Source organism: Rhizobium sp. NPDC092011 (assembly GCF_044756305.1).
Lineage (GTDB): Bacteria > Pseudomonadota > Alphaproteobacteria > Rhizobiales > Rhizobiaceae > Rhizobium.
This window is the reverse complement of record NZ_JBIVSO010000001.1, coordinates 1766744-1793482: the sequence shown is the minus strand read 5'-3', so window position 1 is coordinate 1793482 and position 26739 is coordinate 1766744. Positions and strand designations below refer to the sequence as shown.

The window sequence follows — 26739 nt, the reverse complement described above, 5'->3', positions numbered from 1 at the left end:
GGCGCGCCTGCGGATGAGCAAGACGAGGATACCGAGAATTTCCTTCCGGTTGAGACTACGCTTGCAGAGCATCACACGCTGATCTTGGAGCTGCTGATCGGTGCATCGCCAAGCGTTATGGCCGGCTGATGATCTTCATGCCGCCACGATCGGCAAAGAGCACCTACGGCTCGGTTGTGGTGCCGAGCTGTTGGTTATGGGATGGCCCGCCCTTCCGAGAACATCGAGTATGATGTCTCGTCATTGAAGGAAGAGGAGCCAGATCATGACGATTTCGATATTTGGCATCGACATAGGAAAGAACAGCTGCAGCGTTGTCGGAGTTGATGACAAAGGTTCGGTGATTGTCCGCCGAACGATGCGGCGTCAGACGCTCATTGAGTTTGTAGGCAAGTTGCCGGCGTGTATCATTGCTATGGAAGCATGCTGCGGCGCTCACCACCTTGGGCGACTTTTCGCAGCACGCGGACACGAAGTGCGACTGATGTCGCCCGAGTATGTTCGCCCCTATATTAAAGCGCAGAAGAATGACGACAGGGATGCGGAGGGCATCGCGGAAGCCGCGTCGCGTCCCACAATGCGATTCGTCGACCTCAAGAGTGAGGAGCAGCTCGATATTCAGTCGCTGCACAGGGTTCGATCGCGCCTCGTTGCGCAGAGAACCACGTTGATCAATCAAATCCGGGCGCTCCTCCTTCAGCGCGGTCTCATTTTTGCTGCCGGTCGTCGTAAGCTTGAGGTTGCCCTGGATGTCCTTCCGGGTGATCAAGAGGCGAACTTGTCTCCGCGCACGCATCAATTGATTGTCGAATTGCGAAACGAGTGGAAAGTTCTGGATACGAAGATCGCAGCACTGAATGCTGAGTTCGTGTCGCTCGCGCGGCATAATCTTGCGATGCATCGTTTGACGACTATCCCCGGTATCGGTGTCCTTAACGCCACAGCCCTGGTTGCCGCGATCGGCGATGCCAGCAGTTTCAAACATGCGCGAGATCTCGGCGCGTGGCTAGGACTTGTTCCACGACAATTCACGACCGGTGGCAAGCCATGGCTGCTCGGAATAACGAAACGCGGCAACAACTACCTTCGAACTTTGCTTGTGCACGGTGCACGAGCGGCGATGCCCGTACTCAGTCAAAGCGATACGCCTGTCGGCCAGTGGCTTCGAACGCTGGTTTCCCGCGGTATTCACCGGAATGTCGCGATCGTGGCCCTTGCAAACAAGCTTGCGCGTATTGCCTGGGCTATTTTGCGTAAGGAGCGACCGTATGAGAAGACTTTCGGCGTAGCGCCAGCGTAACGGGGTTGGTTGCGCTTATGCGCAGCACATGATGTTTGCGAGAAGGAATATAGATGGCCTGACAGTCAATCGGCGTTCAGAAAGCCCAGGCGTGGAAATGGTTCATTGAAACCGTGTTGGTTATCGTGGCTCTGGACGTGCGGATATCCATCTTGGCTACGGCGTGACCGTAAGACCGAATACGTTGAAGCAGACTGCACAGAGCATCTAAAAAACTACTTGCAAACAGGGCGGGCCATACGTTTCCACGCGAAACTGAGCCGGTTAGGCGCATAAGGCTCAGTTCCGCGTGGAAACCACCAGCCCGATCTTTCGACGGGCCGAATCGTGGGAACTGAGCTGTCAGGGAGTGAAATAATCTCCCGGGTATTGAACGAGCTTGGATTAGAAAGGTTCCCGATGCCAGGGGAAATAGCTCTGCCTCGGGAGCGATTCTAACGAACGCTGCCGAGCAAGATCATCGAAGGAACTCCCAGAACCGCCAAGACGATGAGCGCTGATATCGCAACCTTGAGCACTTTGATCCGCCGCGTTCTAACGCCATTCCAATCGTAACCCACGCTCGCTAACTCCTACAGATCATTGCAGATTCGCAACGTAGGCACGTTCCGTCTTTGGGCAAGGCGAGGGTGGCCGTCATCCACAGAGGAAACCCGAATGAAACTCGTACCCAGACCGGGTCGGGTGCTTAAGCGTTCGCTCAGTCTGCGGATGATCGAGGCCTTTGTCGCGATCACACTGCTCGACTTGGCGGCGTCGCTGGCGCCTGCCGTCGCATCATACCTTCCTTTCACTCTGGTCTGGCTTCTGGCTGCCGCGTCTGTCTGCGGTTCGCTGGCATGGGTTGCCCGGTTCGTCCTTCAATCCAAAATCTCAGGAGATCGCGATGCCGATCAGTAAACTCCGCGCCACGCCGCGGGCAAAGGCTCTCATTGCATCAATCGTAGCCGCTTCGGTCGCCGGGTATGTGTCGATCTTCCCCGGACAGCCAAAGGTTCACGATGACGTTGCGCTCGCCATCAAGACAACGATCCCATGGGAGGGGCGTCAGCTCGTCGCCTATCTTGACCGCATCGCCAAGCCGCCTGTCTGGACTGGGTGTGACGGGGATACCGACGATGTGAAGCCGGGTCAGGTTTTCACGCTTGCAGAATGTGATCAGCGAACTGCCATGAAGATGGAAAAGCGATATCGGCCGGCGCTCGTTGCCTGCATTTTCGAGTGGGATCAGCAGCCGCTCGCTTGGCGCGGCATGATGCTGTCCCTGTCGTGGAACATCGGGACCGGCCGGGCCTGCGGCTCGACGGCTGCTCGGATCGTCAATGATGCCACTCGGCAGGACAAGCGCCCTGATTATCTCGCCAGCTGCAACGATCGTGGGTGCGAAAGTGCTCAAGTGCCGCCTGCCTTTCGGCCTCGGAATATTTTGGCGCTCGGGCAGTCGACTGAACACGCGGGTCGAGATGCTGTAAGTACTCACGGTACCAGCCCCTCAGCGCATTCTTGGGGGGATAACCCAACTGGCGAATGGTCGCGTTAAGCCGCTTGCCGAGCCGGATATAAAGCTCAACGGCTCGAAGTCTGTCTGCGTAGGAATACATGAACTACCTCCTGGTGGTCCAAGCTTTCGTCCGCACCTCCGGTGTCTTCTGCTGATGTTGCCTCTCTGTGCGCTGATTTCGGGCTGTCAGACAGCGACGCCGCAGAATGCGTGCGACGGCTGGCAGAAGCTTCAACCAAGCCTGCAAACGTCGGTAACGATCCTGCAAGCGGATCGGCAGTTTGCCAACCAAGTCGCGGCCCACAATAGGTTCGGGCATGAACAAAAGTGCTGGTGAGGGCGCATGTCCTCGGTAGTCTTTCTCACGCTCTTCGCTGTGACCACTGGCGCACTCGGGTGCATGATTGCCGCCGGTCTCCTCTCAATCCCCCATTGAAAGATCCGGAATGTCGCCAACAGAATTTGATCCGCGCCTTCATCAGCAGATTGGGGGAGGTGCTTGCAGAAGTCCGAAACCTGCGAGATGCGTTTCGTCAATCAGAGATCAAGTCGGACAACGGCCGAGCCGCCATTCATCAGCGCATGGACCATCTCGTTGATCGGCTGGGCAAGGTTGAGGGGAACGTCGCCGCTGTTCAGGAGGATATCTCCGAAATGCGGCCTGTCACCGACGATGTAAAGCGATGTAAGCTGATGGGCTCGGCGCGCTCGCCATGATTGGAATCGCCGGCGTGGTGCTCGGAGTATCGTTCGCGGATGCGCTGAAGCGGCTCGGATTGGTCGTCATTGGGAAATGAATCTATCAGACATCCGTGTTTCCCCTCATCAATTGTGCCGCGGGACATTGATGGGCCGCCCTTGAAGGGGGCGACCCCGCGGTGTGATAAGATTTTTACTGATTTAGACATCGCTTGCAGGAAAATTGTCGGCGTTACAAAGAGTGCACACCATTCGACTACGCGCTGACAGAACGGCCTTTAACTATCCCGTGCTTTCTTGCACAGCTTCATGTACGGCCTGCACTGTCTCTTGTGAGCGTTGTCTTAAACTGAGATATCCAACCTTAAACGCCGCGAAACTGGTACTTAAACCTGCGTCAATGCTCGAAATGTGCCGCCATTTTTCAATAAGGCCCATACCACTCTAGCAATCTTGTTCGCCGCCGCGACAGCGGCAACCTTGTAGGGGCGCCGTTCGGCTAGCCTCGCAAGCCATGTATCCACGGAGCGCGCCTTTGCCTTCGCTTGCCTGACCAGCGTCATGCCCGAGACGAATAGCAACGCCCTTAAAACCGGATTTCCCCGCTTTGATATTGGCCCAGATCGGCTCTTCCCGCCGCTGTTGTGCGCCTTGGGAGCCAAGCCAAGCCACGAAGCGAAATGCCGACTGGATTTGAACACAGTCGCATCCGGCACATAGGCCTTTATTGTGGATGCGGTAATGGGCCCGATCCCCGGTATGGCCAAGAGGCGTCGCGCGTCACTTTCCTGCTTAGAAAGTGATGCAAGCTCCTTCTCGAAGCGAGCGATTTTGACATTCAGCGCATCGATCTCGTCGTAGATAGCTAAGATCACGTCCCGCACCGCTGCCGGTATTTCCTGCAGGGACCCCGTGCGAAGTTCTGTTGCTAATCGCTCAAGCTTCGCAGTACCGGTGCCCGTAATTATGCCGAACTCGGACAGATGGCCTCGAAAGGCCTGGAACGCTTTTGTTCTCTGTCGAACGAAGAGCGCCCTGGCCTTGATTAAGACGGTCAACGCTTGCTGTTCAGCCGACTTCACCGGCACGCTCGGCATAGCCGCCTGTGTCGCCGCTATGGCGATCGCGTGCGCGTCTACAGTATCTGTTTTGTCTCGTTTGACAAAGGGTTTTACATACTGTCCGGGGAGGATTTTTGTTAGGTGGCCGAGTGCGCCAATCTCTCGCGCCCAAAAGTGGCAGGCACTGCCGGCTTCCATAGCAACGGTGCAAGGCGGAAGCTCCTCAAAGAATCGTTTTACATCCTCCCGACGCAGCTTTTTGTTGAATGTCTTTGTGCCGTCGGCGTCGATCCCATGCACCTGAAATACATTTTTGGCCAGGTCCAGACCAACGATAACTGTGTGTGACAAAATAATCTCCCCTTGGTGAACCAGGGAGCGACATAACGTCGACTGATTAACTACTGATGAGAATTTGGTGGCAGAGGAAGTCAGACAGGAGCATTCCCCGGCCTGTCGCAAGGCCATCGTGTTCACAACGCAGAAGGAACGAGCCGCGCAAAAAAGAAGCCCGCCGAAGCGGGCTGAATTATGGGAATCAAGCAATATGCGGGAGAAGGGCTCCCCCAGGCCGGAAACGAATGGTGGTCGACAAAGTTCCCAGCGCTACCCCCAAAAAAAGAGCCCTGCCTCTGGGGGAGAGGGCAGGGTTGTGGCATGCGAACATCCAGTGGAGGGAAATTTGTTCGCATAGGGAAATTTTAAAAGCGATTCCTGAAGCGAAAATTAAAAACCCTGCCGGGCGCACCGGCAGGGGCACTTAGCAGGAGTCACACATTTGAATGCGAGCGGGGTGGGTGCACAAATGCTGCTCGCGTAGCGGATGCTACTATTGAATGAATTTCTTGTGAAGTATTTTGCAACTGCTAAAATGATCGCCGCCGAAGCGGTGGCTTCTTCAGGAGATTGCGGATGCTTGCCGGGAATTCGATCTGAAAGGGCGTCGTCATTTTGCGGCATGGGGCGAATCCAGCGCCCAATTGTCACTGCCAATCTTTGCATTGCAAAATGTGGGCCGCGCCCAAAAAGAAACCCGCCGAAGCGGGTTCCAGCTATTGATTTGTGGCCGCTTGATATCAGCATGCCGCCCTTTTTTGTGGCTCCTCGTGCGAACCGATATTGATTGCCCGAAGCGCCTGGACCATTTTCATAGGCTCAGAATTGATGAGAAGCAGATAGGCACGCATCGCTTGCACAGGGCGAGAACGTCCTTGCTCCCACTGCTTCAACTGATCAAAGCCAAATCCAAAGGTCGCGGAAAAATCCTTCTGCGATAGGCCAGTACGCGTACGAATGGCCTTTACGTCAATTTCAGCCGGCACATGGAGCTTGTAAGGTTCGGCTTCGCCGCGAGCGACGGCCAAAGCCTCATTCAAGCCCTCTGCGATTTGATCGAATACCTTCTTACTCATTTTCGTTCTCCTGCTGCGATCGGTAAAACCCGTCTTGAATATTCATGCACAATCTGGTCCGAAAGTTTCTTCAGGACGTTCTTTTCTGCTTTCGTAAGATTGACCTTCTGACTCTTCCCGAACACTGTGATCAGAAAGACTGGAAGATCTTCTCCAGAAAAAAGGGTGATTGTGCGGACGCCACCACTTTTCCCTTTGTTGTTGCCGCGAATAGCTCAGCGAAGCTTACGACAGCCCCCGGTTCCTACTATCTCATCTCCAGCATCTGGATGTTCTCCAAGATGATCGATAAGATCGTCGATGTCTTCGTCAGACATCCCGGCCGCCTTAGCAGCCTTGCGAAATGCGTTGCGTTCCGAGAATCCGCAGGCTTCTCCGGCTGCCTCGTCCACCGCTATTTCCACGGCGCCCATGGGCAGCCTCTCGGGTGCAAAATAAACAGCTGCAGAATAGAAGCGTAAATCGGATCTTCCGGCAGTAGCTTCTAGGAGTGCTCGATCAGCGTTTTCACACGGCAAATCCCGGGCAGGGCAATTGTAATAGAACCGCGCGAACTCTGGATATTCGAGTAAGGTTGCAAGGATTTCCCGAAGGCGATCGAGATGCTGGCGTAAGGCCGGCGATTTCATCATCCCGCGTCCTTTGAACCGCCCATCGAAACAGCGAAAATTCACGTAATGCATCAATTCATTGAGAGCAATCGCATCGGCTCCCCTGATTGTCATGACACTGGCTTTCGGCCTGGGCTGGTCACTGTATTGGTCTTCGTCGGCATCCAGATTGACCACGTCACCCATGGTGGTTCTCCTTCAAGTTGGATCCATTGTAAGCGCCCATCCCCTTCATCACACTTCTGGCTTCGCTGATGCGCCGTTGAAACGCGTCCGATTTGGTAATGATGCCGTTCTTTTGGTACCGATCGAAGACGTCCTCCCCGACGAAAGCGATCAAGTCTCGAATGACCTCTGCCTCGCGGGGTGTGATTGTGTATGCGGCCGTTTGCATGGCGCACGCCTCCGTTCCGCCGATTGACGGCGGTCCCAAGTGTGGAATTTTTGGAAAACTAAGGCTTGCTACGCCTCGTTTGTTCTATAAATGTTCTCATTCCCGCGAAGAGTCAAGCGCCCTTAAAATGCTATGGGAAAGAGATGAGAATCGCCGCAGCCGCAATTGCCACCCTGATCCTCATCAGTTTTGCGTACGCGGGTCAGCCTGTGACGGCCCAGATCTCTGTCTGCTTCACGCCGGCAGAACAATGCGAGAGCCAAATAGTGGAGGCGATCGACAAGGCGCAATCCTCCATCCGCGTCCAGGCGTACGGCTTTACCGCATTCCCAATCATCCATGCCTTACAGCGAGCCGCGGGCAGGGGCGTTGAAGTCCTGGCGATCCTCGACAAGACCAACGAGCGGAAATATTCGGGCGCTACATTGCTCGACGCTGCCGGCATTCCGGTCTGGATCGATTTCGAGCCGGCGATAGCGCATAACAAGATCATGGTGATCGATGAGCGACTGACGATCGGCGGCTCATACAATTACACAGCGTCGGCTCAAAAGCGGAATGCCGAAAACGTAACCTTCACCGATAGCGCCGAGATTGCACGCCAGTTCATCGCAAATTGGGATGACCGGCTGAAGGTGTCTAGAGCGTTTGAGCAGGGCTCACAAGAATAAGTGGATGCTGAGCAAACTGAACTCACCTAAGTCGGGCTTGCTCAGCCGTGTTCCAATCACGAACTGTAAATTAGGGTTGCCTTATCGAACATGAAGCGTAGGCTCAACACTTCAGCTCAGAAGTAATTTGAATACCGTTCGCCTTTCGGGCGACGGGGAGCCTTCTATGCGCGAGCATAACTACTTCATTTCTGGCGTCCTCCAACCTGACGAGGTGCGTGCTCTGCAACGGATTTATGATCACGTTGTCGGTCAATCGTGGTTCGACCGACAGCCAGACGCACAGGAAGCCTTCGCCGAACGTCTCATTTCTCTTCATCGCGGCGGTCTCGTAGATTTCCCTAAACTGCGACGGTTTGCTCTTCTGCATGCCGCAAAGCACTATAGTGGCACTTCTGTTTCCAAGAAGCATCTGGCGCTAGAGTTGCTCGCCAACGCTGACGATATTCAAAGCGTTTAAGTGGCGTGACCCTTGTGGCGGCGCGTCATCTCCCCGACTTGGCATTGCCGGATGGAGCTTTCTCGCGTGTCGTCAAACCTACGGTTTACGTCATCAAAAGAAAGCCCTGAGGCAGAACCACAGGGCAAAAGGCAGAATTGCGGAATGTGAAAGGAAATCCGGTCTCGACAATTTGATCTCAGGCTGCCGGGACCGTAAAAAAAGCTATCAAAAGCTGCCGCTCTCGTAAAGATGCGGTTTTGATCTGAGCAACCAAGCTCTGCCTCATGGAGGCGAGGCAGAGCTGAAGCACCATCATAGCACTTTATGCGAAACGTCGATTGGGGCGTCAATTTCGCACGGCGGCGTTACAGCGGGTTCCTGACTGCTGCCTGAATGATCTCGGCTGCCGGTGAAAATATCGGCGTCGTTAGCTATCGGATCCTCGTCGCAGTAATTCTTCTATAAGCAAGAACCGGCCGACTGGCGATGCTCGCTGCTCGCGCATCAAATTCGGATTATTGACGTCCAGCGTTGAAAACGGACCATTCCGGTAAATGCGAACGGGCCTAGCATAGGAAGCAGAACGACGCATCCGATCATCCAGATGTGTGCCAGCGCATTCGCGAACCAAGGCAAGTTCAGTTGAACACCCTCCGAGGCACCATCGGAGCTTGCACTCGCCGATACGATGACGACGAGTAGAAGATATCCGCCAGCTACCCAATAAACGTAACGCCTTGTCAGCTGCAGGGCTCTCTTGCGTGTCATCGCGCGAGAATCCTTCCGGAGCAGTTGGTATCACCTGGTGGAGCGGATATACGGGTTATGGCTGCCGGCAGACCATAGCCATAAAGCAAATTGAACATATGATCAGCCGGCGAGGGGCCCAGCGGTCACGTGAAATCCTGGAGGTACTTGCCAACGCCGAGCGAGGGCCGTTAACGGCGCCGCAAATCAAGGCCGTCGAAATGCTGCTTTCCGACCCGGAACACGCTGATAAGATTACCGAAGAGTATCTAATAGACGCCATTGTCGAGCTCCTAACGACGGCAGAGGAAGAAGCGAAGCTTTTGGCAGTGACACATAAAATCCCGTTCTGGAGGGCGCTCGCTATCACCTGGTTTAGGAAATGCAAAAAGCGGCGCCCACCTGCTCAGCGCGCTGCCTAGGGTTTTGTTCCGCTTTCAATTGTCGCAGTCACGCCGTTGGCTGCGACGATTTCCCTTTTATTTTCAAGATAATCCCCTATTGCGCGCTTCAACTCGACTTGCCACTTGCCACGGTCTATAAGGCTCAGGCTGTCCAGTTAGTAGGTTGAAGCGGTCCTCCGCAACCAAACAAAAAAGCCGCGTCTAGCGTGCTTTTGTATCCGGTAACGCGGAATGTTTGACCTAGTACAGATGTAACCCGGCTGGGCGATGAATGTAAATTTATCTCACCCGGCGGAATGCAATCTGTACCGCCCTGTTCAGTGCGATCGGGAGGACGGACATGTGGTTTTCCCCCGCATATTCCTCGAATGTGACCGTCCGCGCGGATGGAGTCTGCTTGGACAAGCGGTGCGCCATGTCGCGGGCGAATTCTATGGTGCGGGTTTCCTTGGCGTGCGCCTGCCGTTTCTGCTCTTCGGCAGTGCCTTTGTGAAAGGGCGCCAGGATTTCGCCTTCATATTGGCCCGCGGAAAGGTGCAGCTCGCCATGGAAGAAGTCTCTGTTTTTCTCAGTGAACTCCTGTTCCACCTCGAGAATTGTAGCGTCCTCCCAGTAGATCGCCGGGCTTGCGGAAATCCAGCGATTGAAGGCGTCGGGCTTCCTGAACATCGCATAGAGCGTGAACAGACCCCCGAACGAATGGCCGAAAAGCGACTGGCGCGATCGGTCGATTGGCGCTTGTCGCTCGATCCACGGTTTGAGCTCGTTCTCAATGAGCGCCAGGAGACGCTCGGCGCCGCCGGTCTTTACATCGGGCGTGTCGGGGTAGAACGGCGGATAGATTCGCCCCGGCGGCGGGCTCAGATCCCATGAGCGGCGCAGAGGGTCGTAGGGTTCTTCGGTGGGATAGCCGATGGCGACGATCACGCCCTCGGAGACGTCAGTCCCGTTGGGGTAGCTTGCCTGCACCTTCAGCGCATCGACAGCGGTCGCGAAACAGGCGTTGCCATCGGTTAGGTAAAGGATCGGCCACCCCTCTGCCGGCGCCGGCTTATCGGGTCGGTAGAGAAAGATTCTGTGTGGCTGATCGGCATTGTCGAACTTCAGATCTGCGAATGTGCAGCCGGCAAGAGCGACGGGTGCAGGAGGTGCGGCCGCGTGGTCTGTTGGGGGATGAAACATGGCCTCTCCGGCAGACTGGGAATGTGCAGCACGCGAACAGTCCGTGCTGTGCTTCAAAATAAGATGACTGTATGACTCATATTATTTGATGCGCGATCTGACAAGCGGCTCAGATGCCTTGTTGACGGTAGTTTCGCACTGAGTGCTCACCAAGCAGGTTGGCATCGCGGAGCCATCTCGCCATGTGAAAACGAAAGCCAACAAAAACATGATTCTTTTACTCATCTATTGTTGACGCCGACCGCACCATCGAACTAACTTGCGCCATCCATTTTGAAAACGGGTAGGCGAACAAACTGATGAAGCAGGGATCCTATAATTATATCAATAATTTGACGCAGAGGAGATTCCATTTTGCGGGTAGCGCCACAGCGCTTGCCACGCTGTTTGCCTTGAGCGGAACCGCCTTGGCGCAGGAAGCGTCCGGCAACACGAACAGTGTAAATGCCACCCAACTCGCGCCGATCATCGTCAGCGGTCAGTCGGGTGACGCAAGCGACAATACGACTGTAGCGGCAAAAAAGAGCGCTGGCGCCACCAAGATCAATACGCCAGTGCTCGAAACGCCACGCTCCGTATCAGTGATCACTCGAAAGGAACTCGAGGAGCGCGGCGCCCAGGATGTCGTCGAAGCCGTGCGCTATTCCGCCGGTGTTCAGACCGGCTCCTACGGCTTCGATCCGCGCTTCGACCAGATCTACATACGCGGCAACGACGTGACGACCGATGGCGACTATCGCGATGGGCTGCGGCAGCCCTATATGAACTACGCGATGTTTCGAACCGAACCCTATGCGCTCGACCGCGTCGAGATCATCAAGGGACCGGTATCCGTGCTCTACGGTGCGGGTTCTCCGGGCGGTATCGTCAATAAGGTATCGAAGCTGCCGACGGAGGAGACGATCAGAGAGGTCGGTATCCTCTATGGAACGTCGGATCGTGCCCAGACGATGTTCGATTTTAGCGGACCGGTCAGCAAGGACGACGATAGCATGCTCTATCGCATCACTGGCCTTGCACGGAAGGGCAATACGAATTTCGACATAGCCGACGACCGCTATCTGATCCAGCCGTCCTTCACCTGGAAGCCCGACGACGCGACGAAATTCACGATCTACGGATCGGCGCAATCGACGACGGCGGATGCCAACGTCGGTGCAATGATCGGCCCCGATGGTAATGTTCTCGATTTTCGAGACAGCGATCCGGACTACGACTATCAAAAGACCAAGCAGCAGCAGGTCGGCTATCAGTTCGAGCACGAGTTCGACGGTGGTTTCACCTTCCGCCAGAACCTTCGCTTCTCCCACCTCGATCTGAAGGCGCGGTACCTCAGTACACTCGGCTGGACAGGAAACGTTGCCAATCGCGGGGCAACGGCAATCGGCGACAGGATGAACGTCTTCCAGGTCGATAACCAGCTCGAGTCCAAATTCAACACCGGGCCGGCTGCGCATACGATGCTGTTCGGCCTGGATTATACCCGGATGAGCGATTCCTTCGCCTATGGCATGGATGCGACGTCCAGCCCGGCCTATGACTTCGATATCACCAACCCGAGCTATGGGGTGTCCGGTCCGACACCGAGCTACAACTTCAGCCGGGTCAATGCGAGCCTGCAGCAGTTTGGCGCCTATGCGCTTGACCAGATCGAACTCGACAAATGGCGCTTCACGCTTGGTGGGCGCCAGACCTGGGTCAAGCAGTCGACCGATACAACGGTTGTGCCTTCTGATACGACAACGAATAGCAGTCTCAACAAAAGCGCGTTTTCAATGCAGGCCGGCGCGCTTTATCTCTTCGACAACGGGATTGCACCCTTCGCCAGCTACTCGACCTCTTTCAATCCGGTCACGCAGCGATCCGCATCCGGTAGTGTGCTCAATCCCGCGAAGGGTGAGCAGTATGAGCTTGGCGTGAAGTACCAGCCGCCAGGGACCGACATCCTCCTTTCGGCGGTCGCCTATCATCTCGTCGAAAAGAACAAGCCGGTTCTGGTCGACCCGCTGACGGGCATCTATGCCTCCCTTGGCGAGGTGACCAACAAGGGCATCGAACTGGAGGCAAGAGCCAATATCACCGATGGTTGGGATGTGGTTGCCGCCTATGCCTATAACCATTCCGAAATCACGCGCGGCGACAATGCAGGCAATGCGCCGTCCGTGACGCCGCAGAACATCGCCAGCCTATGGTCGAACTACACTTTCCAGGAGGATTCGGCTGCCAAGGGTCTGACCGTCGGTGCCGGCATCCGCTACACGGGCGAGACTTATACGAGCGCGGCAAACACAGCCAAAAATGATGCGAGCTTCTATCTCGATGCCGCCATGTCTTACGACTTCGGCGCGATCGATCAGAAATACAAGGGGCTTACCGCATCCGTCGATGTTCGCAACATCGCCAACCGCCGCCTCACGGTCTGCAACGAAGGCTATTGCTATCTCGGGCAGGGGCGCAACGTCACGGCTTCCTTGAAGTATCGCTGGTAAGCTGCCGGCAGGCGCCGTCGTTCACGGCGCCTGCCTTTCTTTCGCGAGTTGCCTATCCCGTACGAGGTTTTGCCTCGGAGCCTGCTATTCGGGTTCTTGCCAACCAGGGGCTCGATGGTCCCCTCCGCCAGGGGCTTAACAGTTGAGCATGGGCGAGAGTACGCGACATTCTGTCGGATGGCGTCCGCACGCCGCGAGCCTTGACCAGCTCTCACGCGTCGAACCAACGGCGTGTTTTCATCCTCGTCTCTTCGAATTCCGGCGTATGCTTGGCAGAACGAGAGGGCCCCTGCTTTTCCTGGAATAGCAGAGGCCCTCTGTATTTTGCCTTCTTACGCAAGCCGGAAGAGAAACCGCGACGCACTGTTCCTGGACATGGGTCTAGGTCGCTCTGCGCCGCTTCATCAGCAGGCCCAGCAACAAAGGCGCACCGACGAGAGCGGACACCAGGCCCGCGGGCATCTGGTAGGGAAAGGCGATCATCCTGCCGAACCAATCTGCAAGCACCATGAGTCCGCCGCCCGCGAGCGCCGCACCAGCAAGCTGAGGCGCTGCACGGCGCAATCCAAGTTCGCGGGCAAGATGTGGCCCCATAAGGCCGATGAAGCTCAAGGGGCCCACGATGAGGGTGGCTGCGGCTGTCATGGCCGCGGCAAGAGCAAAAAGGCTGGCGCGGGCCTGATTGACGCGGATGCCGATCGCCTGAGCAGCCTGTGGGCCGAGCGGCAGCAGATCGAGCCAGCGATGAGCCAGGAAGGCAAGCGCAAGCCCCGCCGCAGCGGCAGTCGTTGCCGCAATCGCCTTGGGTGCGTCGACGAGGTAGGTCGAACCGCTCATCCATTGCATGACGATCATTGCGCGCGGATCGCCGCCTGCGGCGAGCACGCTGATGAAGGCATCCAGCATGGCGCCGAGCGCGATGCCCGTCAGAAGCACGCGCTCCGGCGCAAAGCCGGAGCGAATGCCGAACAGGAACATGGCGATCAGAACTGCAAAGGCGCCAAGTCCGCCGAAGCCGAGCTGTGCCGCCATGCCGGGGGCGGGCAGGACGAACAGCGCCGCAGTCACGCCAAGCGTGGCGCCGGCCGAAATGCCGAGCACTTCCGGGCTTGCCATCTCGTTGCCGCTGAGACGTTGCAAGATCGCACCGACGACCCCGAGCATCGTGCCGGCCGCGAAGGCGCCAACGATGCGGGGCAGGCGATAGGGCAACACGTCAGGCCAGTGCGGCAATGTCAGAAGCGCCCATGCGCCGTCGGGCGTGCGGCCGAAGAAGACGGCACCGAGCAGAAGAAGGAGAAGAACGGGGATCGATGCGAGCAGCAATGTCCTCGACGTGCGCACGGCGCGGATCGCGTTCTGCATCGAGCTCGGAGCGCTGCGTTGCACAGCCTTCAGACGCGGCAGCATCAACAGGAGCAGCGGGGCACCGATCAGGGCGGTGATGGCCCCTGTCGGAAGGAATGTTGAGGACGCTCCGGAAAGGAGCAAAAGCGCTTCATCCGTCAACAGCAACAGGCCGGCACCGATAAGGGGCGACCAGATGAGTTGGCTCTTCATGTGCCGGGCGCCGGCAAGCTGGGCGACACGCGGAGCGATCAAGCCGATGAAGCCGATAATGCCGACTGCGCTGGTGACGATAGCTGCGAGCGCAATCGCAATACAGACTGCCGCGATACGGGTGCGCTTGACGGAAAGGCCCAGCCCGCTCGCGCCGCTATCGCCAAGTTCCATGAGCGACAACGGCCGCGCCATCAGCAAGGCTGCGATGGCAAGAATGGTAATTTTCGGCAGGAGGAATACGGGAATGGTCCAGCTCTGCTGCGCCAAAGATCCGGCCCCCCAGATGAACAGGCCGGACAGATAGCGTTCGTTCATGAGGACGAGAATGGCGGCAAGTGCGCCGCACCAGACGCCGACGATCAACCCGGCAAGCACAAGCGCCAATGGTGAAAAGCCGCGCCTTGCGCCGATGAGAAAAACCACGGCTGCCGCTGCCGCGCTGCCGAGGAGGGCGACCGCGTCGCGGCTGAGCCCCTGAAGGGCGGGAAAGGCAAGCATGACGGCAACCAGCGCCAGATTGGCACCGGCCGAGATGCCGAGCGTCGACGGCGAGGCCAGCGGATTGCGCAGCACTTGCTGCAACAGGCTTCCCGATAGCGAAAGGGCGCCGCCGGCCAGCAAAGCGGTGGCGATCCTCGGCAAGGTCGAATAGAGCAGCAGCAGGCGCTGTGGATCGTAGGCGGCTTCCTGTTTCAGCAGTCGCGACAAATCGGGACCGAGCTGATGCCAGGTGAGCAGGCCGGCAAGCGCCAGCAGCGTCAACGCCACGGCGGGCGCGCCGTAGCGATTGTTTGCTTTCATGCGAGTCATGCGAGTTTTTCCAGGTGATCGAGCAGGATACGTGCGAAGCGCTCGGCTTCCTGCACCATGCCGAACATCAAGGTGCCCGGCAGCACGGAGACGCGTCCGGCCTGAACGAAGGGGAGGCTGGTCCAAAGGGGGCTGTCCTGCAGGGCGTCGAGGACGTTGGGCGGCAGAAGCGGCTCGAAGGCAATCAACCGGAGACTCTGGTCGAGCGTCGCCAATTGCTCAAGGCCGATCGTTTCGAAACCCCAATAGTCGCCAGTGCCGGTCCAGGCATTTTCGAGGCCGATCCTGGTCATGACATTCTGGTAGAGGCCGGCGCCGCAGTAGATGCGCGCGTGGCGTTGGTCGACGAAATTGATCAATGCGAGCGGCGGCGGCTTGAGCTTTCTTACCCTGTCCGCGCAGTCGTCGAAGAAGCGCTCGGACCGTGCAAGGAAATCATCGGCCTGTGGTCGTCGGCCGATCGCTTCAGCGAGCAGCCGCGTCGCCTCGATGGAGCGCGGCAGCGCATTGCCGCCTTCGGCATAGACAGTCAGCTCTAGGACCGGTGAAATCGCTTCGAGCTGAGGCTTCAATGGAGCGAGATAGGGCGTGGTCAGAATCAATGCCGGTTTGATGCTCGCCAGCACCTCGAGATTGATTTCGCTGGTGGTGCCGAGATCGACGACACCATGCGGCATTTTCGGCTCGACGACCCACAGGTCCCAATCGGCAAGCGAAGCGATGGCCGCGGGCGCGACACCAAGCGCAAGCAGCGTTGAAGCCAAGCCGTAATCGAGCGAGACGATGGGGCCGGATATGGGCTCTGCAGCCGTTCCGACACGAGGAGCTGCAAGAAGCGTCGCAACTGCCAGAAGTGTTCGGCGCGATAGCTTAAGATTGTCGAGGATGCGTTCAGATGACATAGGCAAGCGGCGTTCCATGCACTGGATGCGCGGTGACGCCCATATTGGCGCCATAGATCATATGCAACGTCTCTTCCTTCATAAGGCTTTGCGACGCTCCCTTGGCAATCAGATGCCCGTGCTTCAGCGCATGCAGATGGTCGCAGAAACGAGCGGCGATGTTGATATCGTGCAGGACGAGAATGACGCTCAGGTCCTTCGTTCGGCAAAGCTCACGCACGAGCCCGAGGATTTCCATCTGGTGCGCAATATCGAGTGCCGATGTCGGTTCATCGAGGAGCCGGCAACGGCTGTCCTGGGCAACCAGCATGGCGATCCAGACCCTCTGACGCTCGCCGCCGGACAGCGTCTCCACCATCCGGCCCGCCAGGGTATCGACATGGGTGAGCGTCATGGCCGTCTCCACCTTTTCCCGGTCGAGATCGGTAAAGCGGCCGAGCGCTCCGTGCCAGGGATAGCGCCCGCAGGCGACAAGCTCCTCGACCGTCATGCCTCCGGCCGACGAAGTGTCTTGCGGCAAGTAGGCCACGGCGCGCGCGAAAGCGCGAATGTCATAGGACGCGGCTGCAATGCCGTCGAACAGGATACGCCCGCCGGTCGGCTGAATTTGTCGGGCCAGCAACTTGATCAGCGTGGACTTGCCGGAGCCGTTATGGCCGATCAAACCGGAAATTTCGCCGGCGTTGAAGCTGATGTCGAGCGGATGAAGAATGGTCTTGCCGTCGACCTCGAAGCTAACGGCTTCGGTCGTAAAAACCGCAGAATGATGACGGTCGCTGCGGGCAGGTGTTTCGTCTTTCATATTCGTTCCTGTTGCAGCGCTGTGGCTGCCTGACATGCTCGCGGTCGTCAGAGCGTCGGAATCCGCGGCAGGGAGTGCCTTCTTCACGCACGCATCTCCCGAACACGTGCGGACCGGTTGCGTCTCTGATCGCGGACGTCAGCATAATCCTGACCCGCTTCGAGCGAGATCGCGGCGAGGCAGCGCGAATGGGCTTCGCGAAGAAGGCCGCAGACAAGCGCACAGGACACGCCGGCCTCCCTGGCGATGATATTCTGAGGGACGTCGTCGAAATAATGCTCCTCGTAGAACTTCCGGGTTCTGGCGGGCATGGCTTCGACCGTGCAGCGGAAAGCCTTGTAAGCCTCCGCTTCGTGAAGATGTTCTTCGGGGCTTCCGTAGGCGGAAGTGTTGCCGCCGACTTCCTCGCCGACGAACAGGCCGCGTTCATATTGAAGGCGCCGCATATAGTCGGTCGCCAGGTTGCGGACCATGCGCATCACATAGGGTGTGGGTGCTTCTATGTCTTCTCGCAGCGGCTTGGAGACCAATTGCAACAGAACTTCCTGCACGACATCCTCGGCCAAAGTCATGCAGCCGGTGACCCGGCGCGCGACGGAAAGAAGCTTCGGATAGGCATGAAGTGCCGCTTGGAGTTGCTCATTGGACGTCGACGGCGAATGGTTGGCAATCATGTCGGGCTCTCGCTGAAATCCAAAGTTGCATTCCGGTGTGCCCCTCTTTTTAGAAGGAGACCCTATAAAACATGATTATATGAGTCAAGATAGTGGGGCGGAAAAGTGTCGCATCTTCTAATTCATGGCCTATCACTATGATTTTGTTTTATATTTAAAGAGAATTCGCGCGGGAAATCTCATGTTGAGTGGTGGTGCCAGATCGGTTGCGAGACCGGTTCTGATGTCGCGACAGACCATTCGAAAACGCCCGTTTCTGTGTCGCCGAACCGACCGGAATGGGTGAATATCGGCTCTCTCGACGCCACGAATCCCATGCTGGAAGTTGTGCCGCCCAGTGCGAATGTCACGCTTTGCGGGTTGATGCGGAAGCCCAGTCCAAGACATTTGAGTGCTGCCTCTTTCTGGACCCAACGAGCTAGAAAGATGTCGCTGCGAGGTCGCGGCTCCAACTGACTTATTTGATTGAGTTCGTCTTCGGAAAGGATCATCGGCATGATTTCGAGTGCCGCCTGCTCGGAGAACGCGTCGAGCCGTTCGATGTCGACGCCGATACGGCCGCCGTAATGGATTGCAAGCGCCACTCGATCCCGCGTGTGGGAGAGATTGAAATCGATACCGGGATGGTCGGTGAGGCAGGGTCTGCCTGATGGCGTCATCGCAATGGACAGCATTTGGGGCGGGTAGCCGAGACGGTTCCCGAGGATATGACGGCATAGAAACCGCCCCGCCGCGAAGAGGCGGCGCGCTTCGGTCGAGCGAAACGCCGCCGCGCGCTGCTGCTCGTGTTCGCTTAACGTCTGATCCGGGACACGAAATCCATCGCGCAGCCGCAGGCAGTGAAGCTCAACCTGCGCCATGTCTCCCCCCGCTTGCAAAGCGCCCACTTTACTCCGCCGCCTGTCCCATGTGCGTGGAGAGCCCTGATGGATGAGCCTGCGTTTCCCACTGAACGATGGGATCGAGTTGACCGACGTTGAAGTGTTCGTGACCGAGCAGTGCGTTGGCGATGACGGCGCTGCGCCAGGCAGCCAGGCTGAGCTGCGGTTCGGCAATGCCATGGCTGTGGCGGCCGGCATTCAGAACGAAGATGCGGTTCTTGCCCGGGCCGTCCCATGCCAGCGAAAAGTCGCTGTTCAGCACAGGCTCACCGATGGAGCTCAGTTCGATGCGGTTTTCGAGCGAATGCAGGAAATCGGGAAGCACGAAGCGATAGCCGGTGGCAAGGACGATCAGGTCGACGGCAAGCGTTTCAATACTGTCGTCGAAACCGTTGCGCATTGTCAGCCTGACTTCGGGGCCATCCTGCGCGGCCGCGATGACGTTGCGGAAGGGCCGGAGCGATATGCCCTGGTCCGGAGTATTCAGTGTTTCGAGCCTGCGCTCGTAGAGCCGGCGATAAAGCTTCTTCAAGGTCGAGGCGGAGACGCCATCGCTCGCCAGGACCTGCCGGCGGGTATGTGTGAGCCGCAACTCCTCAGGTAGCCCGTGGAAGCGCTCCATATAGCTCGGCGTGAAGAGCTCATTGGTAAAGGGCGTGGCATCAAGAGGTTCGAAATTCGGACGACGGCTGACCCAATGGATGGTCGAGGCACCGTTCTGATCCAAAAGCGCATCCACGATCTCCGCACCGCTTTGCCCGCCGCCGATGACGGCGATGCGCGCGGTTTTGACGCCCCCAAGCTGCTGGGCGGCCTCGCTGCTGTGGAAGGTTATCGATTTTGCCAGCTGCTCGGCCCAGGCGGGGCGCGCCGGGATCTTTCCGACGCCGACGGAGAGATTACGGGCGTCGATTGCGCCGTCGTCGGTTGTCACCGAGAAGACGCCGTCATTGGCATGGATCTCGCGCACCTGAGACCCGAAGCGAAGCGAGGTCAAGCCGCGGGCGACCCAGCCGAGATAATCGGCAAATTCCTTGCGCGGCACTGCCTCATACTCCGCATTGAGAAACTGGTAAAAGCGTTTATGAACAACGAGATAAGACAGAAAGCTCCACCGACTTGTCGGGTTCGTCGCCGTCACCAGATCCTTGAGGATGGAGGTCTGCATCTCGGCGCCCGGCAGCATCATTCCAGGATGCCATGCGAAGGATGGACGGCGTTCGAAGAAGCGGACGGAAAGCTGCGGGACGGAATCGAGCTGGGCGGCAAGGCTGAGGTTGAACGGACCAATTCCGGCCCCGGCGAGGTCGAGCACGTGCGATGTCATGATGCAGCTCCAGAATAATATCGTAAGGGGGTTACTTGACGATGCCTGCGAACGGAGAACCCGGTGCGAAAGCCTGATCGAGCCGCCGCGCGAAACGCTGATGGAAGGGTGTCTTGCCGATAATCGTCAGATGGTTGGTGCCGGTAACGATTTCCGATGCCGTGGCGTTCGGCGAGTATCGGCGCCAATCGATGACGTTGAGCGAACGGGTCAGGGAATCCTCGGCCGCAAAGGAGTGGATGCGGAAATCCGATTGTTGCAGACGGTAGTTGCGGAAGATCATTCCATTGTCGATGAGGATCCAGAACGTGTGCTCTTCGGAGCCGATATCCGGACCGTCCGTCGGCAGTTTGACATTGTGTCTGACGATATGATGCAGGAACTGCTCGTAGACTTCCGCATCCATGGCGGCGAGAAGCCGCTTCCAGTCCTCGCGCATTGGCGTATGGGCGAGCCAGGTTTGAACGGCGGCATGGGTGCGGTCCCGGACGCCGTCGTCGAAGTGTGGTGTCACGCCGACCGTGAATTCCTCGTCCATATCGCAGACGTCGACCATGCCGATCATGCGCAAGTCGATGTCATCGCCGATCTGCCGTGCCGCCTCATAGGCAAGCAATCCCCCCCAGGACCAGCCGAGGAAGGCGCAGGGCCGGCCCTTGGCTTGTCTGCGCACCGCCTCGGCATAGCGCGCGGTGATGTCCTCGACGCGGGTGCTGAGCGTCTTGGTTTCCGTTAGGGAATAGCAGATGAAGCCCGTCGCCGGCTGTTCCGGCCCGAGATAATCGACGAGCCGCATATATTCGCGCGTGCTGACGAGAAGGCCGGGGAAGCAGTAGAGCACTGGCCGATCGCCATTGCGGCGGAGATAGACGACATCGACGCCGGCCTCGTCGCGATTGCCGTCGATGGCAAGCGCCAGGTCGCGCACTGTGGGATGATTGAACATGTCGGCGATGGAGAGCGACCAGTCGGGATGGCGCATCTTCAGGCGCGATACGATGCGCACTGCCGCGAGCGACTGCCCGCCGATATCGAAGAAATTCTCGGTGACACCGATATCGCCGATATCGAGGATCTCTTTCCAGGTGTCGAGGATTGCTCGCTCCTTGTCACCGACAGGAGCTGCCATCGCGCGCTCCATGCGCGGGACCGGCAAGGCGGCGCGATCGAGCTTGCTGTTCGGCCCCATCGGCAGCCTGTCGATCAGCATGATCGTCTGCGGCACCATGTAATCGGGCAGGGCTGTCATGGCGGTGCGGCGCAGCTCGGTGACGCCAAGGTTTTCGCCCTCGCGCGGCACCACATAGGCGACCAGAGAGCTGCGGCCACCTTCATTGTGCAGAAGGACGACTGCTTCGGCAACGCGCTGGTCCGATCGCAGAACGGCTTCGATCTCGCCCGGCTCTATGCGAAAGCCGCGCAGCTTTATCTGGTGGTCGACGCGGCCGGCAAATTCGACGATGCCGTCCTCTCGCCACCGGCCCAGATCGCCCGACTTATAGAGGCGTCCACCCGGCATGAAGGGATCCGGAATGAACCGATCCGCCGTCAGTTCCGGCTGGCCGAGATAGCCGCGCGCCAAGCCGCTGCCGCCGATATAGATTTCGCCGATGACCCCGACCGGAACAGGCGCAAGGTCGGCATCGAGAACATAGATGCGTCGGTCGCCCACGCCGCGGCCGATCGGCGCGACTGTCCCCTCGAAACGGGTTCCGGCCGGGATCTTCCAGATCATCGGCGTCATGATGGTCTCGGTTGGCCCGTAGCCGTTGATCAGCAGCTGAGCCTTCAGGTTTTCGGTGATCATGTCGAACACCGCTTGCGAGAGCGCTTCGCCACCAAAGGAATAGAGTCTCAACCGCGGTACGTCGCTGTTCTCGCCCGCATATTCGGCAAGGCCGCGCACATAGCTGGTAGGCAGGCTGGCATTGTTCACGCCATGGCGCGTCATCATCGCGAAGGCGTCTTCCGGCGTCGCGAGCTTGTCCTGTGTCAGCACCACACCGCCGCCGGCCATCAGCGGCACCATCCAGCGTTCGTGGCCGCCATCTGAGGTGAAGGGGAGAACGGGATATTCGCAGGATAGCTCGCTCATCTCATAGATGCGCAGCGTTGCCTTGCAGTGATGGGCGAGGGGGCCGTGTTCGACCGCCACGCCTTTCGGAACGCCTGTCGAGCCGGAGGTGTAGATCACATAGGCCAGCTGCTGCGCGGCGATGGCGGTTGTGGGCGCTTGGCTGCTTTCCGTTGAAAGGTCGATCTTGTCGAGGTTGAGGAAGGGCGTCGCAATGTCGCTCGGCAAGTTCGCAATGTGCCTTGTTCGGGAAATGACGAGCGAGAGACCGGGAGCCGTCAGGATATGGCGATTGCGCGCCTCCGGATGATCCGGCTCGACCGGAGTGAAGGCGCCGCCCGACTTCAGTACCGCGAGAATGGCAATGATCGCATCGATCGACTTTTCAAGTGCGATCGCGACGCGCTTTTCCGGGCCGATCCCAAGAGCGATCAGACGATGTGCTAGCCGATTGGCAGCCGCTTCCAGTTCTCCATGCGTTACGGATTTTTCGCCTTGGGCCACCGCAAAGGCATTTGGCCGCCTTCTTGCCTGCGTGGAGATGACCTCGTGGACAGGCGTCCCGTCGTCAGGCTCCGGCGCATCCGGATAGGGTGCCGAGAGCCTGTCCAGCTCCTCTGCCGAGACGAAGGGAACATGTTTGATCTGCGCGCTCGGATCGCTGCCAAGCCTTGCAAGCGCGACAGCGAAATCATCGGCTAGGCGACTAATCTGTCCGCGCTCGTATTTTTGCGGGTCAAAGCCGAAGCTCAGGCGAAGCTTGCCGCCGAATGCCGGGAGAACGGTGACGACCAGTTCGGCGTCGCGGCGAGCCTGAGGCTCTATGGGGCTGTGGATGCCATCTATATTGGAGCTAGCCTCCCGAAGGCGCAAGGGTGGGCGGACATCGAGCAGCGTTTTGACGAGACCGGTCGTATCGAAAGACTCATCACGTCGCAGAAGAGCGTCGGCAAGCGCCTCAAAGGGCAGGCTATGTCGTGCTGCAACCGCGATTTCCTCGACGAAGGCTTGGCGGGTATCTTCCAATGTCATCGCGCCATCGAGCTCGGCCCTCAGGACCAACACATCCTCGCTGCGTGCGGCAATCGTTTGTGTCTCCGGTCGCGTCACCAACCCGATCCTCTGCGCGCCATGGCCCGAATGGCGGCGCAGGACGATCGCAAGAGCAGCAAGAAGGTCGCACGAAGCGTCCTGGGGCGAGGCCATGGGAGCAAGTGGATCAGGCGCTGAAACCTCAAGCACATGCTCCAGCCAGCCTTCGTCGACAATGCTCCTTCCCGTCAATGTCTGCTGGAGCAGCGATGCGATATTGTCCTGCGCCGTCAGCCGGTGGAACCAGAAATCGACCAGCTCGGGTGCCGGATTGCGCGGCGTGCCATTGCCAGCCATCCATAGCGCCGCATCGGGAAGCGCGGTTTCGGCCGGGCTTGCCGGGCGGTTCACATCGATATTACGGAGGAAATCCGTTGCCAGCAGATCGAGCGTTGCCGCGTCGGCAAGGATGGCGTGCAGGGAAAATACGGCGCCGATTGCTCGTCCGCTCTGCGTGAGGAGAATGAAGCGGGCCGGATTGCCGTTCGTCAGGTCGACTGCACGAGCCCGTTCAGCGGCGGCGGCTGTCACCAGTGCATCGCCAAGATCGTCGCCGATTGGCAGGTCCGCCTTGATGATCTCGACCGCGCCGCCGCTCTTCAGGAACTGCTGAACTGCACCGCCTGCTCGTGCCTCGAATTGCGATGTGATGAGTGGGTGCTGATGCGAAAGGGCAGCAAGAGCCTCGCGCGCTGCCGCGGCAGAGATTGCAGGGAAGGTAAGGCCAAGTATTTGCCGCCCATAGACGACTTCATTGCCGGTCTCCGACAGCTGCCAGATACGTGATTGTGCGGGCGATAGCGAGCATTTGCCAATGTAATCGGAGTGATTTGCTGCCGTTGCGTTCCGATCGTGAACAGTCATTGGTTCGCAAATCTCCCTATAATCTTGAAGGGAATAGCCGATCAATGGAAATACAATGGTGTATTACTCTTAATATCCGCGATGGATATTGAGTTTAATTGATCGAATATTCTGGTTTTATGCTGTCAGTATATCCGAAAAATCGGAAATTTCGTTGATTTGGTTGCATAACGAACGGCAATGGCGGAAATTCAGCGGAAAAATGAAAAAGAATTCTCAAAAATATTTTGAATTTCTTCGAGCGCCGTTCGTTGCTGCAGAACGAGCGCCGGGGACGAGCCTCCGGTTCCGGGATGGAACGGCTTTCAAAATATGGAGAATAAGATGGATGCTTCCTTGGCATTGAGGAGCGAGGTGACCGCGACGGGGGCGTGTGATCTGCGTTTGCCGATTTCGGGCTTTGCCAGCCACGCACTCGCCCTCGGTCAACCGCTTGTCGTCTCTTCAGGGCAGTCATCCGCTGGCTTTCGTGTCTCTTATCACGGGATCGAAGTCGCTTCCGGCTATCTCCCAGGTTATGCCGGTAACCCGTTGGTTTTCGACAATATATCGGCGGCGGTTTCTCCGGCTTCGGATGAGGATATCGTCAATGCCGTGTCGGAAGCAGTGCTGGCCTGCAATCCGCAACTGCCCTCTTTCGCGATCGAGCTTGCGGATGATGGTCTGGTGAGGCGCCTTACGGAAGCCGGCGCCATCGAACGGGGCGGGGACCACTTGATCGTGCGCCCCGAATCCCTTTTTCAGCAGCCGAAGTCCTGGCTTGGAAGCGCACCCCGCGCCTATCCCGAAATACCAGTCCTGACGAATGGCATCCATCATCCGCAAAGGCCGCCGAAGCCCGTCGGTCGGGTCTATAGCCGCTTCATTCCCTGGTTGAACACGCAGCTTGGCTTTCATGTCGCCGATCTTGATGCCGATCTCGGACATTTTCACCGCTGGATGAACGATCCGAGGGTGGCAGCCATATGGGAGGATAGCGGTGATCTTTCCTACCACCGCTATTTCATTGCGAGCCGTCTCGCAGACCCGCGCACGTTGCCGCTGATCGGAACGTTCGGCAGTGTACCCTTCGGCTATTTCGAGCTCTATTGGGCGAAGGAAGACCGCATCGGGCCGCACTATGAAGCCGATGGCTTCGATCGCGGCTGGCATGTGGCGATCGGCGAGGACGATTTTCGCGGCAAAGCCTTTGTCAGCGCCTGGCTGCCTTCGCTGATGCATTACATGTTCCTGGCGGATGCTCGGACACGCCGCATCGTCGGCGAGCCGATCCATCATCACGCCCAGCAGATCCGCAATCTCGACCGCTCCGGCTTCGCCAAGGTCAAGCACATCCAGTTTCCGCACAAGAAGGCGCTTCTGGTCATGCTGCTGCGCGAGCGCTTCTTCATGGATCGGCTGCTGTCGCCTGATCTGACGGGCCTTTCCGGTGAGGATGGCCAACCTGTGCTTGGTTCGCTGCCGCGAGCCAGCGCGTAATGCCAGCGGCTGGCGAACCTGACGGCTACTGCGCCGAGGCGGTTTGCCGGCCAATCGACACTTCACTCCTGACCAAAGAGATACGTCATGAACGAGACGCCGAGATTCGATGCCTACCGAGCCGCTATTCCCGATGCGCTGATACCGCATCGCGACGATCCTTTCGATGCGGCGGTGCCGCCGATCTATCAGACATCGCTGTTCCTGTTCGACAGCTACAAGGAACTGGAGGATGTCTTTGCCGGCCGCTCGAAAAAGCCGATCTATTCGCGTGGCGACAATCCGACGGTTCGCATTCTGGAGCACAAGATCGCCGAGATGGAAGGTGCCGAAGCGGCGCGCGCCTTTTCGAGCGGTATGGGTGCGATTGCGGCAGCGGTCCTGGCTTTCGTCGGACCGGGCGACCGCATTGTCACCGTGCGGCATGTCTATAGCGACGCCTTCCGTTTCTTCGAAAAAGTGCTGAAGCGTTTTGGCGTTGCCGTCGACTATGTGGACGGTGCCGATACGGAGACGATGATAGCGGCGCTTCCCGGCGCTAAGCTCGCCTATCTCGAAAACCCGACCTCCATGGTGTTCGAGGTGCAGGATCTGAGCGCCATCGCCGAAGCTGCGCGCCGTCATGGCGTCGTGACGATGGTCGACAATTCCTGGGCGACACCGATTTTTCAGAGCCCGCTTGCCGTCGGCATCGATATCGTCATCCACGCCGCATCGAAATATCTCGGAGGGCAGAGTGACACGGTGGCGGGTCTGGTCGCCGGTTCAAAGGTGTACATCGATCGCATAAACAGCGAGATCTACCCCTATACGGGGGCGAAGCTCGCGCCGTTCGAGGCGTGGCTCGTCCTTCGCAATCTGGAAACACTACCGTTCCGCATGCGCCATCATCACGAAGCCGGCCTTGAGGTTGCATCCTGGCTTAAGGCGCATGGGGATGTGACCAATGTCATGCATCCAGCACTCGCGGATCATCCAGGAAAACGCACCTTTCGTGGCTTCGGCGGATTGTTTTCCTTCGAGGTGTCCGACGAGATCGACGTGGCCGATTTTGTCGACGCCTTGCGCCTCATCCGTATCGGCGTCAGCTGGGGCGGTCCCGAAAGCCTCGTCGTTCCGGCAAAGGCAGCGCTCAGCATCTCGCCCGAGACCAATGTCTTCGCGCGCTTCGGCGTCAGCGACCGCACGATCCGACTGAATGTCGGGCTGCATGCCGCAAGCGATGTCATTGCCGACCTGGAACAGGCGCTCACGGCGGCGAAACGCTAATCGGATCTTAGGCTGTTGGATCGCATGAGCGGAGTGGCGGTACCACTCCGCTCATGCGTCTGCTCATTGCCGATACATGTCGATCAAGG

Annotated in this window: 20 protein-coding genes and 3 pseudogenes; 10 read left to right on the top strand and 13 right to left on the bottom strand. The window is 58.2% G+C overall.

The genetic code is table 11. From position 1 onward, the window contains the following. Positions 1–265 precede the first annotated feature (265 nt). From ACIQJ2_RS08160 to ACIQJ2_RS08150, 3 genes and pseudogenes are all read left to right on the top strand, one after another. On the top strand, positions 266–1300 hold the full coding sequence (locus tag ACIQJ2_RS08160) for an IS110 family transposase (protein WP_400668607.1): 1035 nt from the start codon (positions 266–268) through the stop codon (positions 1298–1300). Positions 1301–1957: 657 nt separating this feature from the next. Beyond that, positions 1958–2200, top strand: coding sequence for a hypothetical protein (locus tag ACIQJ2_RS08155; RefSeq protein WP_400668604.1), 243 nt, complete (start codon positions 1958–1960; stop codon positions 2198–2200). Then, positions 2187–2579 (top strand): annotated as a pseudogene (locus ACIQJ2_RS08150) (glycoside hydrolase family protein); the annotation flags it as partial. The gene ACIQJ2_RS08155 and the pseudogene ACIQJ2_RS08150, both read left to right, overlap by 14 nt. Positions 2580–2667: 88 nt before the next feature. Here the strand turns inward: ACIQJ2_RS08150 and ACIQJ2_RS08145 are convergent. After that, positions 2668–2901 (bottom strand): annotated as a pseudogene (locus tag ACIQJ2_RS08145) (IS3 family transposase); the annotation flags it as partial. A gap of 362 nt (positions 2902–3263) precedes the next feature. Here ACIQJ2_RS08145 and ACIQJ2_RS08140 point away from each other — a divergent pair. Beyond that, positions 3264–3598, top strand: a pseudogene (locus ACIQJ2_RS08140) (DUF1515 family protein). Positions 3599–3886: 288 nt separating this feature from the next. Here the strand turns inward: ACIQJ2_RS08140 and ACIQJ2_RS08135 are convergent. From ACIQJ2_RS08135 to ACIQJ2_RS08120, 4 genes are all read right to left on the bottom strand, one after another. Continuing rightward, complete coding sequence (locus ACIQJ2_RS08135) at positions 3887–4912, bottom strand: IS110 family transposase (RefSeq protein ID WP_400668601.1); 1026 nt, start codon at positions 4910–4912, stop codon at positions 3887–3889. Positions 4913–5637: 725 nt separating this feature from the next. Next, complete coding sequence (locus ACIQJ2_RS08130) at positions 5638–5973, bottom strand: helix-turn-helix domain-containing protein (RefSeq protein WP_400668598.1); 336 nt, start codon at positions 5971–5973, stop codon at positions 5638–5640. Further along, a complete protein-coding gene (locus tag ACIQJ2_RS08125; RefSeq protein ID WP_400668724.1) occupies positions 5970–6185 on the bottom strand; it encodes a type II toxin-antitoxin system RelE/ParE family toxin in 216 nt (71 codons plus the stop codon). The genes ACIQJ2_RS08130 and ACIQJ2_RS08125 overlap by 4 nt, the downstream gene beginning before the upstream one ends. A 3-nt stretch (positions 6186–6188) precedes the next feature. Next, positions 6189–6770 (bottom strand): hypothetical protein, encoded by a 582-nt coding sequence (locus tag ACIQJ2_RS08120; RefSeq protein WP_400668595.1) that lies wholly within the window; start codon positions 6768–6770, stop codon positions 6189–6191. A 273-nt stretch (positions 6771–7043) separates the two neighbouring features. Here ACIQJ2_RS08120 and ACIQJ2_RS08115 point away from each other — a divergent pair, with 273 nt between their 5' ends. From ACIQJ2_RS08115 to ACIQJ2_RS08105, 3 genes are all read left to right on the top strand, one after another. Continuing rightward, positions 7044–7649, top strand: coding sequence for a phospholipase D family protein (locus ACIQJ2_RS08115; RefSeq protein ID WP_400746477.1), 606 nt, complete (start codon positions 7044–7046; stop codon positions 7647–7649). A 166-nt stretch (positions 7650–7815) separates the two neighbouring features. Further along, positions 7816–8109, top strand: coding sequence for a hypothetical protein (locus ACIQJ2_RS08110; protein ID WP_400668589.1), 294 nt, complete (start codon positions 7816–7818; stop codon positions 8107–8109). A gap of 743 nt (positions 8110–8852) precedes the next feature. After that, the gene (locus ACIQJ2_RS08105; RefSeq protein ID WP_400668587.1) at positions 8853–9260 is read left to right on the top strand and encodes a hypothetical protein; all 408 of its coding nucleotides are present in this window, start codon (positions 8853–8855) and stop codon (positions 9258–9260) included. Positions 9261–9521: 261 nt separating this feature from the next. Here ACIQJ2_RS08105 and ACIQJ2_RS08100 read toward each other — a convergent pair whose 3' ends face one another. Next, positions 9522–10424: an alpha/beta hydrolase gene (locus tag ACIQJ2_RS08100; protein WP_400668585.1), complete on the bottom strand. Its 903-nt coding sequence runs from the start codon at positions 10422–10424 to the stop codon at positions 9522–9524. A 299-nt stretch (positions 10425–10723) separates the two neighbouring features. Here ACIQJ2_RS08100 and ACIQJ2_RS08095 point away from each other — a divergent pair, with 299 nt between their 5' ends. Next, the gene (locus tag ACIQJ2_RS08095) at positions 10724–12913 is read left to right on the top strand and encodes a TonB-dependent siderophore receptor (protein WP_400668583.1); all 2190 of its coding nucleotides are present in this window, start codon (positions 10724–10726) and stop codon (positions 12911–12913) included. 381 nt (positions 12914–13294) lie between these two features. Here ACIQJ2_RS08095 and fhuB read toward each other — a convergent pair whose 3' ends face one another. The 7 genes from fhuB to ACIQJ2_RS08060 form a co-directional block, all read right to left on the bottom strand. Further along, positions 13295–15277, bottom strand: a complete 1983-nt coding sequence (fhuB, locus tag ACIQJ2_RS08090; RefSeq protein WP_400668722.1) for a Fe(3+)-hydroxamate ABC transporter permease FhuB — start codon at positions 15275–15277, stop codon at positions 13295–13297. Between the two features lie 5 nt (positions 15278–15282). After that, the gene (locus tag ACIQJ2_RS08085; RefSeq protein ID WP_400668720.1) at positions 15283–16188 is read right to left on the bottom strand and encodes an iron-siderophore ABC transporter substrate-binding protein; all 906 of its coding nucleotides are present in this window, start codon (positions 16186–16188) and stop codon (positions 15283–15285) included. Further along, positions 16178–16990: an ATP-binding cassette domain-containing protein gene (locus tag ACIQJ2_RS08080; protein WP_400668718.1), complete on the bottom strand. Its 813-nt coding sequence runs from the start codon at positions 16988–16990 to the stop codon at positions 16178–16180. Before ACIQJ2_RS08080 ends, ACIQJ2_RS08085 begins: the two co-directional genes overlap by 11 nt. 83 nt (positions 16991–17073) lie before the next feature. Beyond that, complete coding sequence (locus ACIQJ2_RS08075; RefSeq protein ID WP_199147757.1) at positions 17074–17664, bottom strand: sigma-70 family RNA polymerase sigma factor; 591 nt, start codon at positions 17662–17664, stop codon at positions 17074–17076. A gap of 179 nt (positions 17665–17843) precedes the next feature. After that, positions 17844–18524: a 4'-phosphopantetheinyl transferase family protein gene (locus tag ACIQJ2_RS08070; protein WP_400668581.1), complete on the bottom strand. Its 681-nt coding sequence runs from the start codon at positions 18522–18524 to the stop codon at positions 17844–17846. Between the two features lie 28 nt (positions 18525–18552). Further along, positions 18553–19872, bottom strand: a complete 1320-nt coding sequence (locus ACIQJ2_RS08065; RefSeq protein ID WP_400668579.1) for a lysine N(6)-hydroxylase/L-ornithine N(5)-oxygenase family protein — start codon at positions 19870–19872, stop codon at positions 18553–18555. 31 nt (positions 19873–19903) lie between these two features. Beyond that, entirely contained in the window at positions 19904–23902 is a 3999-nt protein-coding gene (locus ACIQJ2_RS08060; protein ID WP_400668578.1) for an amino acid adenylation domain-containing protein, read from the bottom strand. Between the two features lie 324 nt (positions 23903–24226). Between ACIQJ2_RS08060 and ACIQJ2_RS08055 the strand changes: the two genes are divergently transcribed. Continuing rightward, a complete protein-coding gene (locus ACIQJ2_RS08055) occupies positions 24227–25381 on the top strand; it encodes a GNAT family N-acetyltransferase (protein WP_400668576.1) in 1155 nt (384 codons plus the stop codon). An 87-nt stretch (positions 25382–25468) separates the two neighbouring features. Then, the gene (locus ACIQJ2_RS08050) at positions 25469–26650 is read left to right on the top strand and encodes a PLP-dependent transferase (protein ID WP_400668574.1); all 1182 of its coding nucleotides are present in this window, start codon (positions 25469–25471) and stop codon (positions 26648–26650) included. Positions 26651–26739: the final 89 nt, after the last annotated feature.

Coding starts and splice junctions, on each gene's coding strand:
- ACIQJ2_RS08060 (WP_400668578.1), bottom strand. CDS start 23,902: ATGACTGTTCACGATCGGAACGCAACGGCAGCAAATCACTCCGATTAC.
- ACIQJ2_RS08120 (WP_400668595.1), bottom strand. CDS start 6,770: ATGGGTGACGTGGTCAATCTGGATGCCGACGAAGACCAATACAGTGAC.
- ACIQJ2_RS08070 (WP_400668581.1), bottom strand. CDS start 18,524: ATGGCGCAGGTTGAGCTTCACTGCCTGCGGCTGCGCGATGGATTTCGT.
- ACIQJ2_RS08085 (WP_400668720.1), bottom strand. CDS start 16,188: ATGTCATCTGAACGCATCCTCGACAATCTTAAGCTATCGCGCCGAACA.
- fhuB (WP_400668722.1), bottom strand. CDS start 15,277: ATGAAAGCAAACAATCGCTACGGCGCGCCCGCCGTGGCGTTGACGCTG.
- ACIQJ2_RS08075 (WP_199147757.1), bottom strand. CDS start 17,664: ATGATTGCCAACCATTCGCCGTCGACGTCCAATGAGCAACTCCAAGCG.
- ACIQJ2_RS08100 (WP_400668585.1), bottom strand. CDS start 10,424: ATGTTTCATCCCCCAACAGACCACGCGGCCGCACCTCCTGCACCCGTC.
- ACIQJ2_RS08065 (WP_400668579.1), bottom strand. CDS start 19,872: ATGACATCGCACGTGCTCGACCTCGCCGGGGCCGGAATTGGTCCGTTC.
- ACIQJ2_RS08050 (WP_400668574.1), top strand. CDS start 25,469: ATGAACGAGACGCCGAGATTCGATGCCTACCGAGCCGCTATTCCCGAT.
- ACIQJ2_RS08155 (WP_400668604.1), top strand. CDS start 1,958: ATGAAACTCGTACCCAGACCGGGTCGGGTGCTTAAGCGTTCGCTCAGT.
- ACIQJ2_RS08130 (WP_400668598.1), bottom strand. CDS start 5,973: ATGAGTAAGAAGGTATTCGATCAAATCGCAGAGGGCTTGAATGAGGCT.
- ACIQJ2_RS08055 (WP_400668576.1), top strand. CDS start 24,227: ATGGATGCTTCCTTGGCATTGAGGAGCGAGGTGACCGCGACGGGGGCG.
- ACIQJ2_RS08080 (WP_400668718.1), bottom strand. CDS start 16,990: ATGAAAGACGAAACACCTGCCCGCAGCGACCGTCATCATTCTGCGGTT.
- ACIQJ2_RS08110 (WP_400668589.1), top strand. CDS start 7,816: ATGCGCGAGCATAACTACTTCATTTCTGGCGTCCTCCAACCTGACGAG.
- ACIQJ2_RS08160 (WP_400668607.1), top strand. CDS start 266: ATGACGATTTCGATATTTGGCATCGACATAGGAAAGAACAGCTGCAGC.
- ACIQJ2_RS08095 (WP_400668583.1), top strand. CDS start 10,724: ATGAAGCAGGGATCCTATAATTATATCAATAATTTGACGCAGAGGAGA.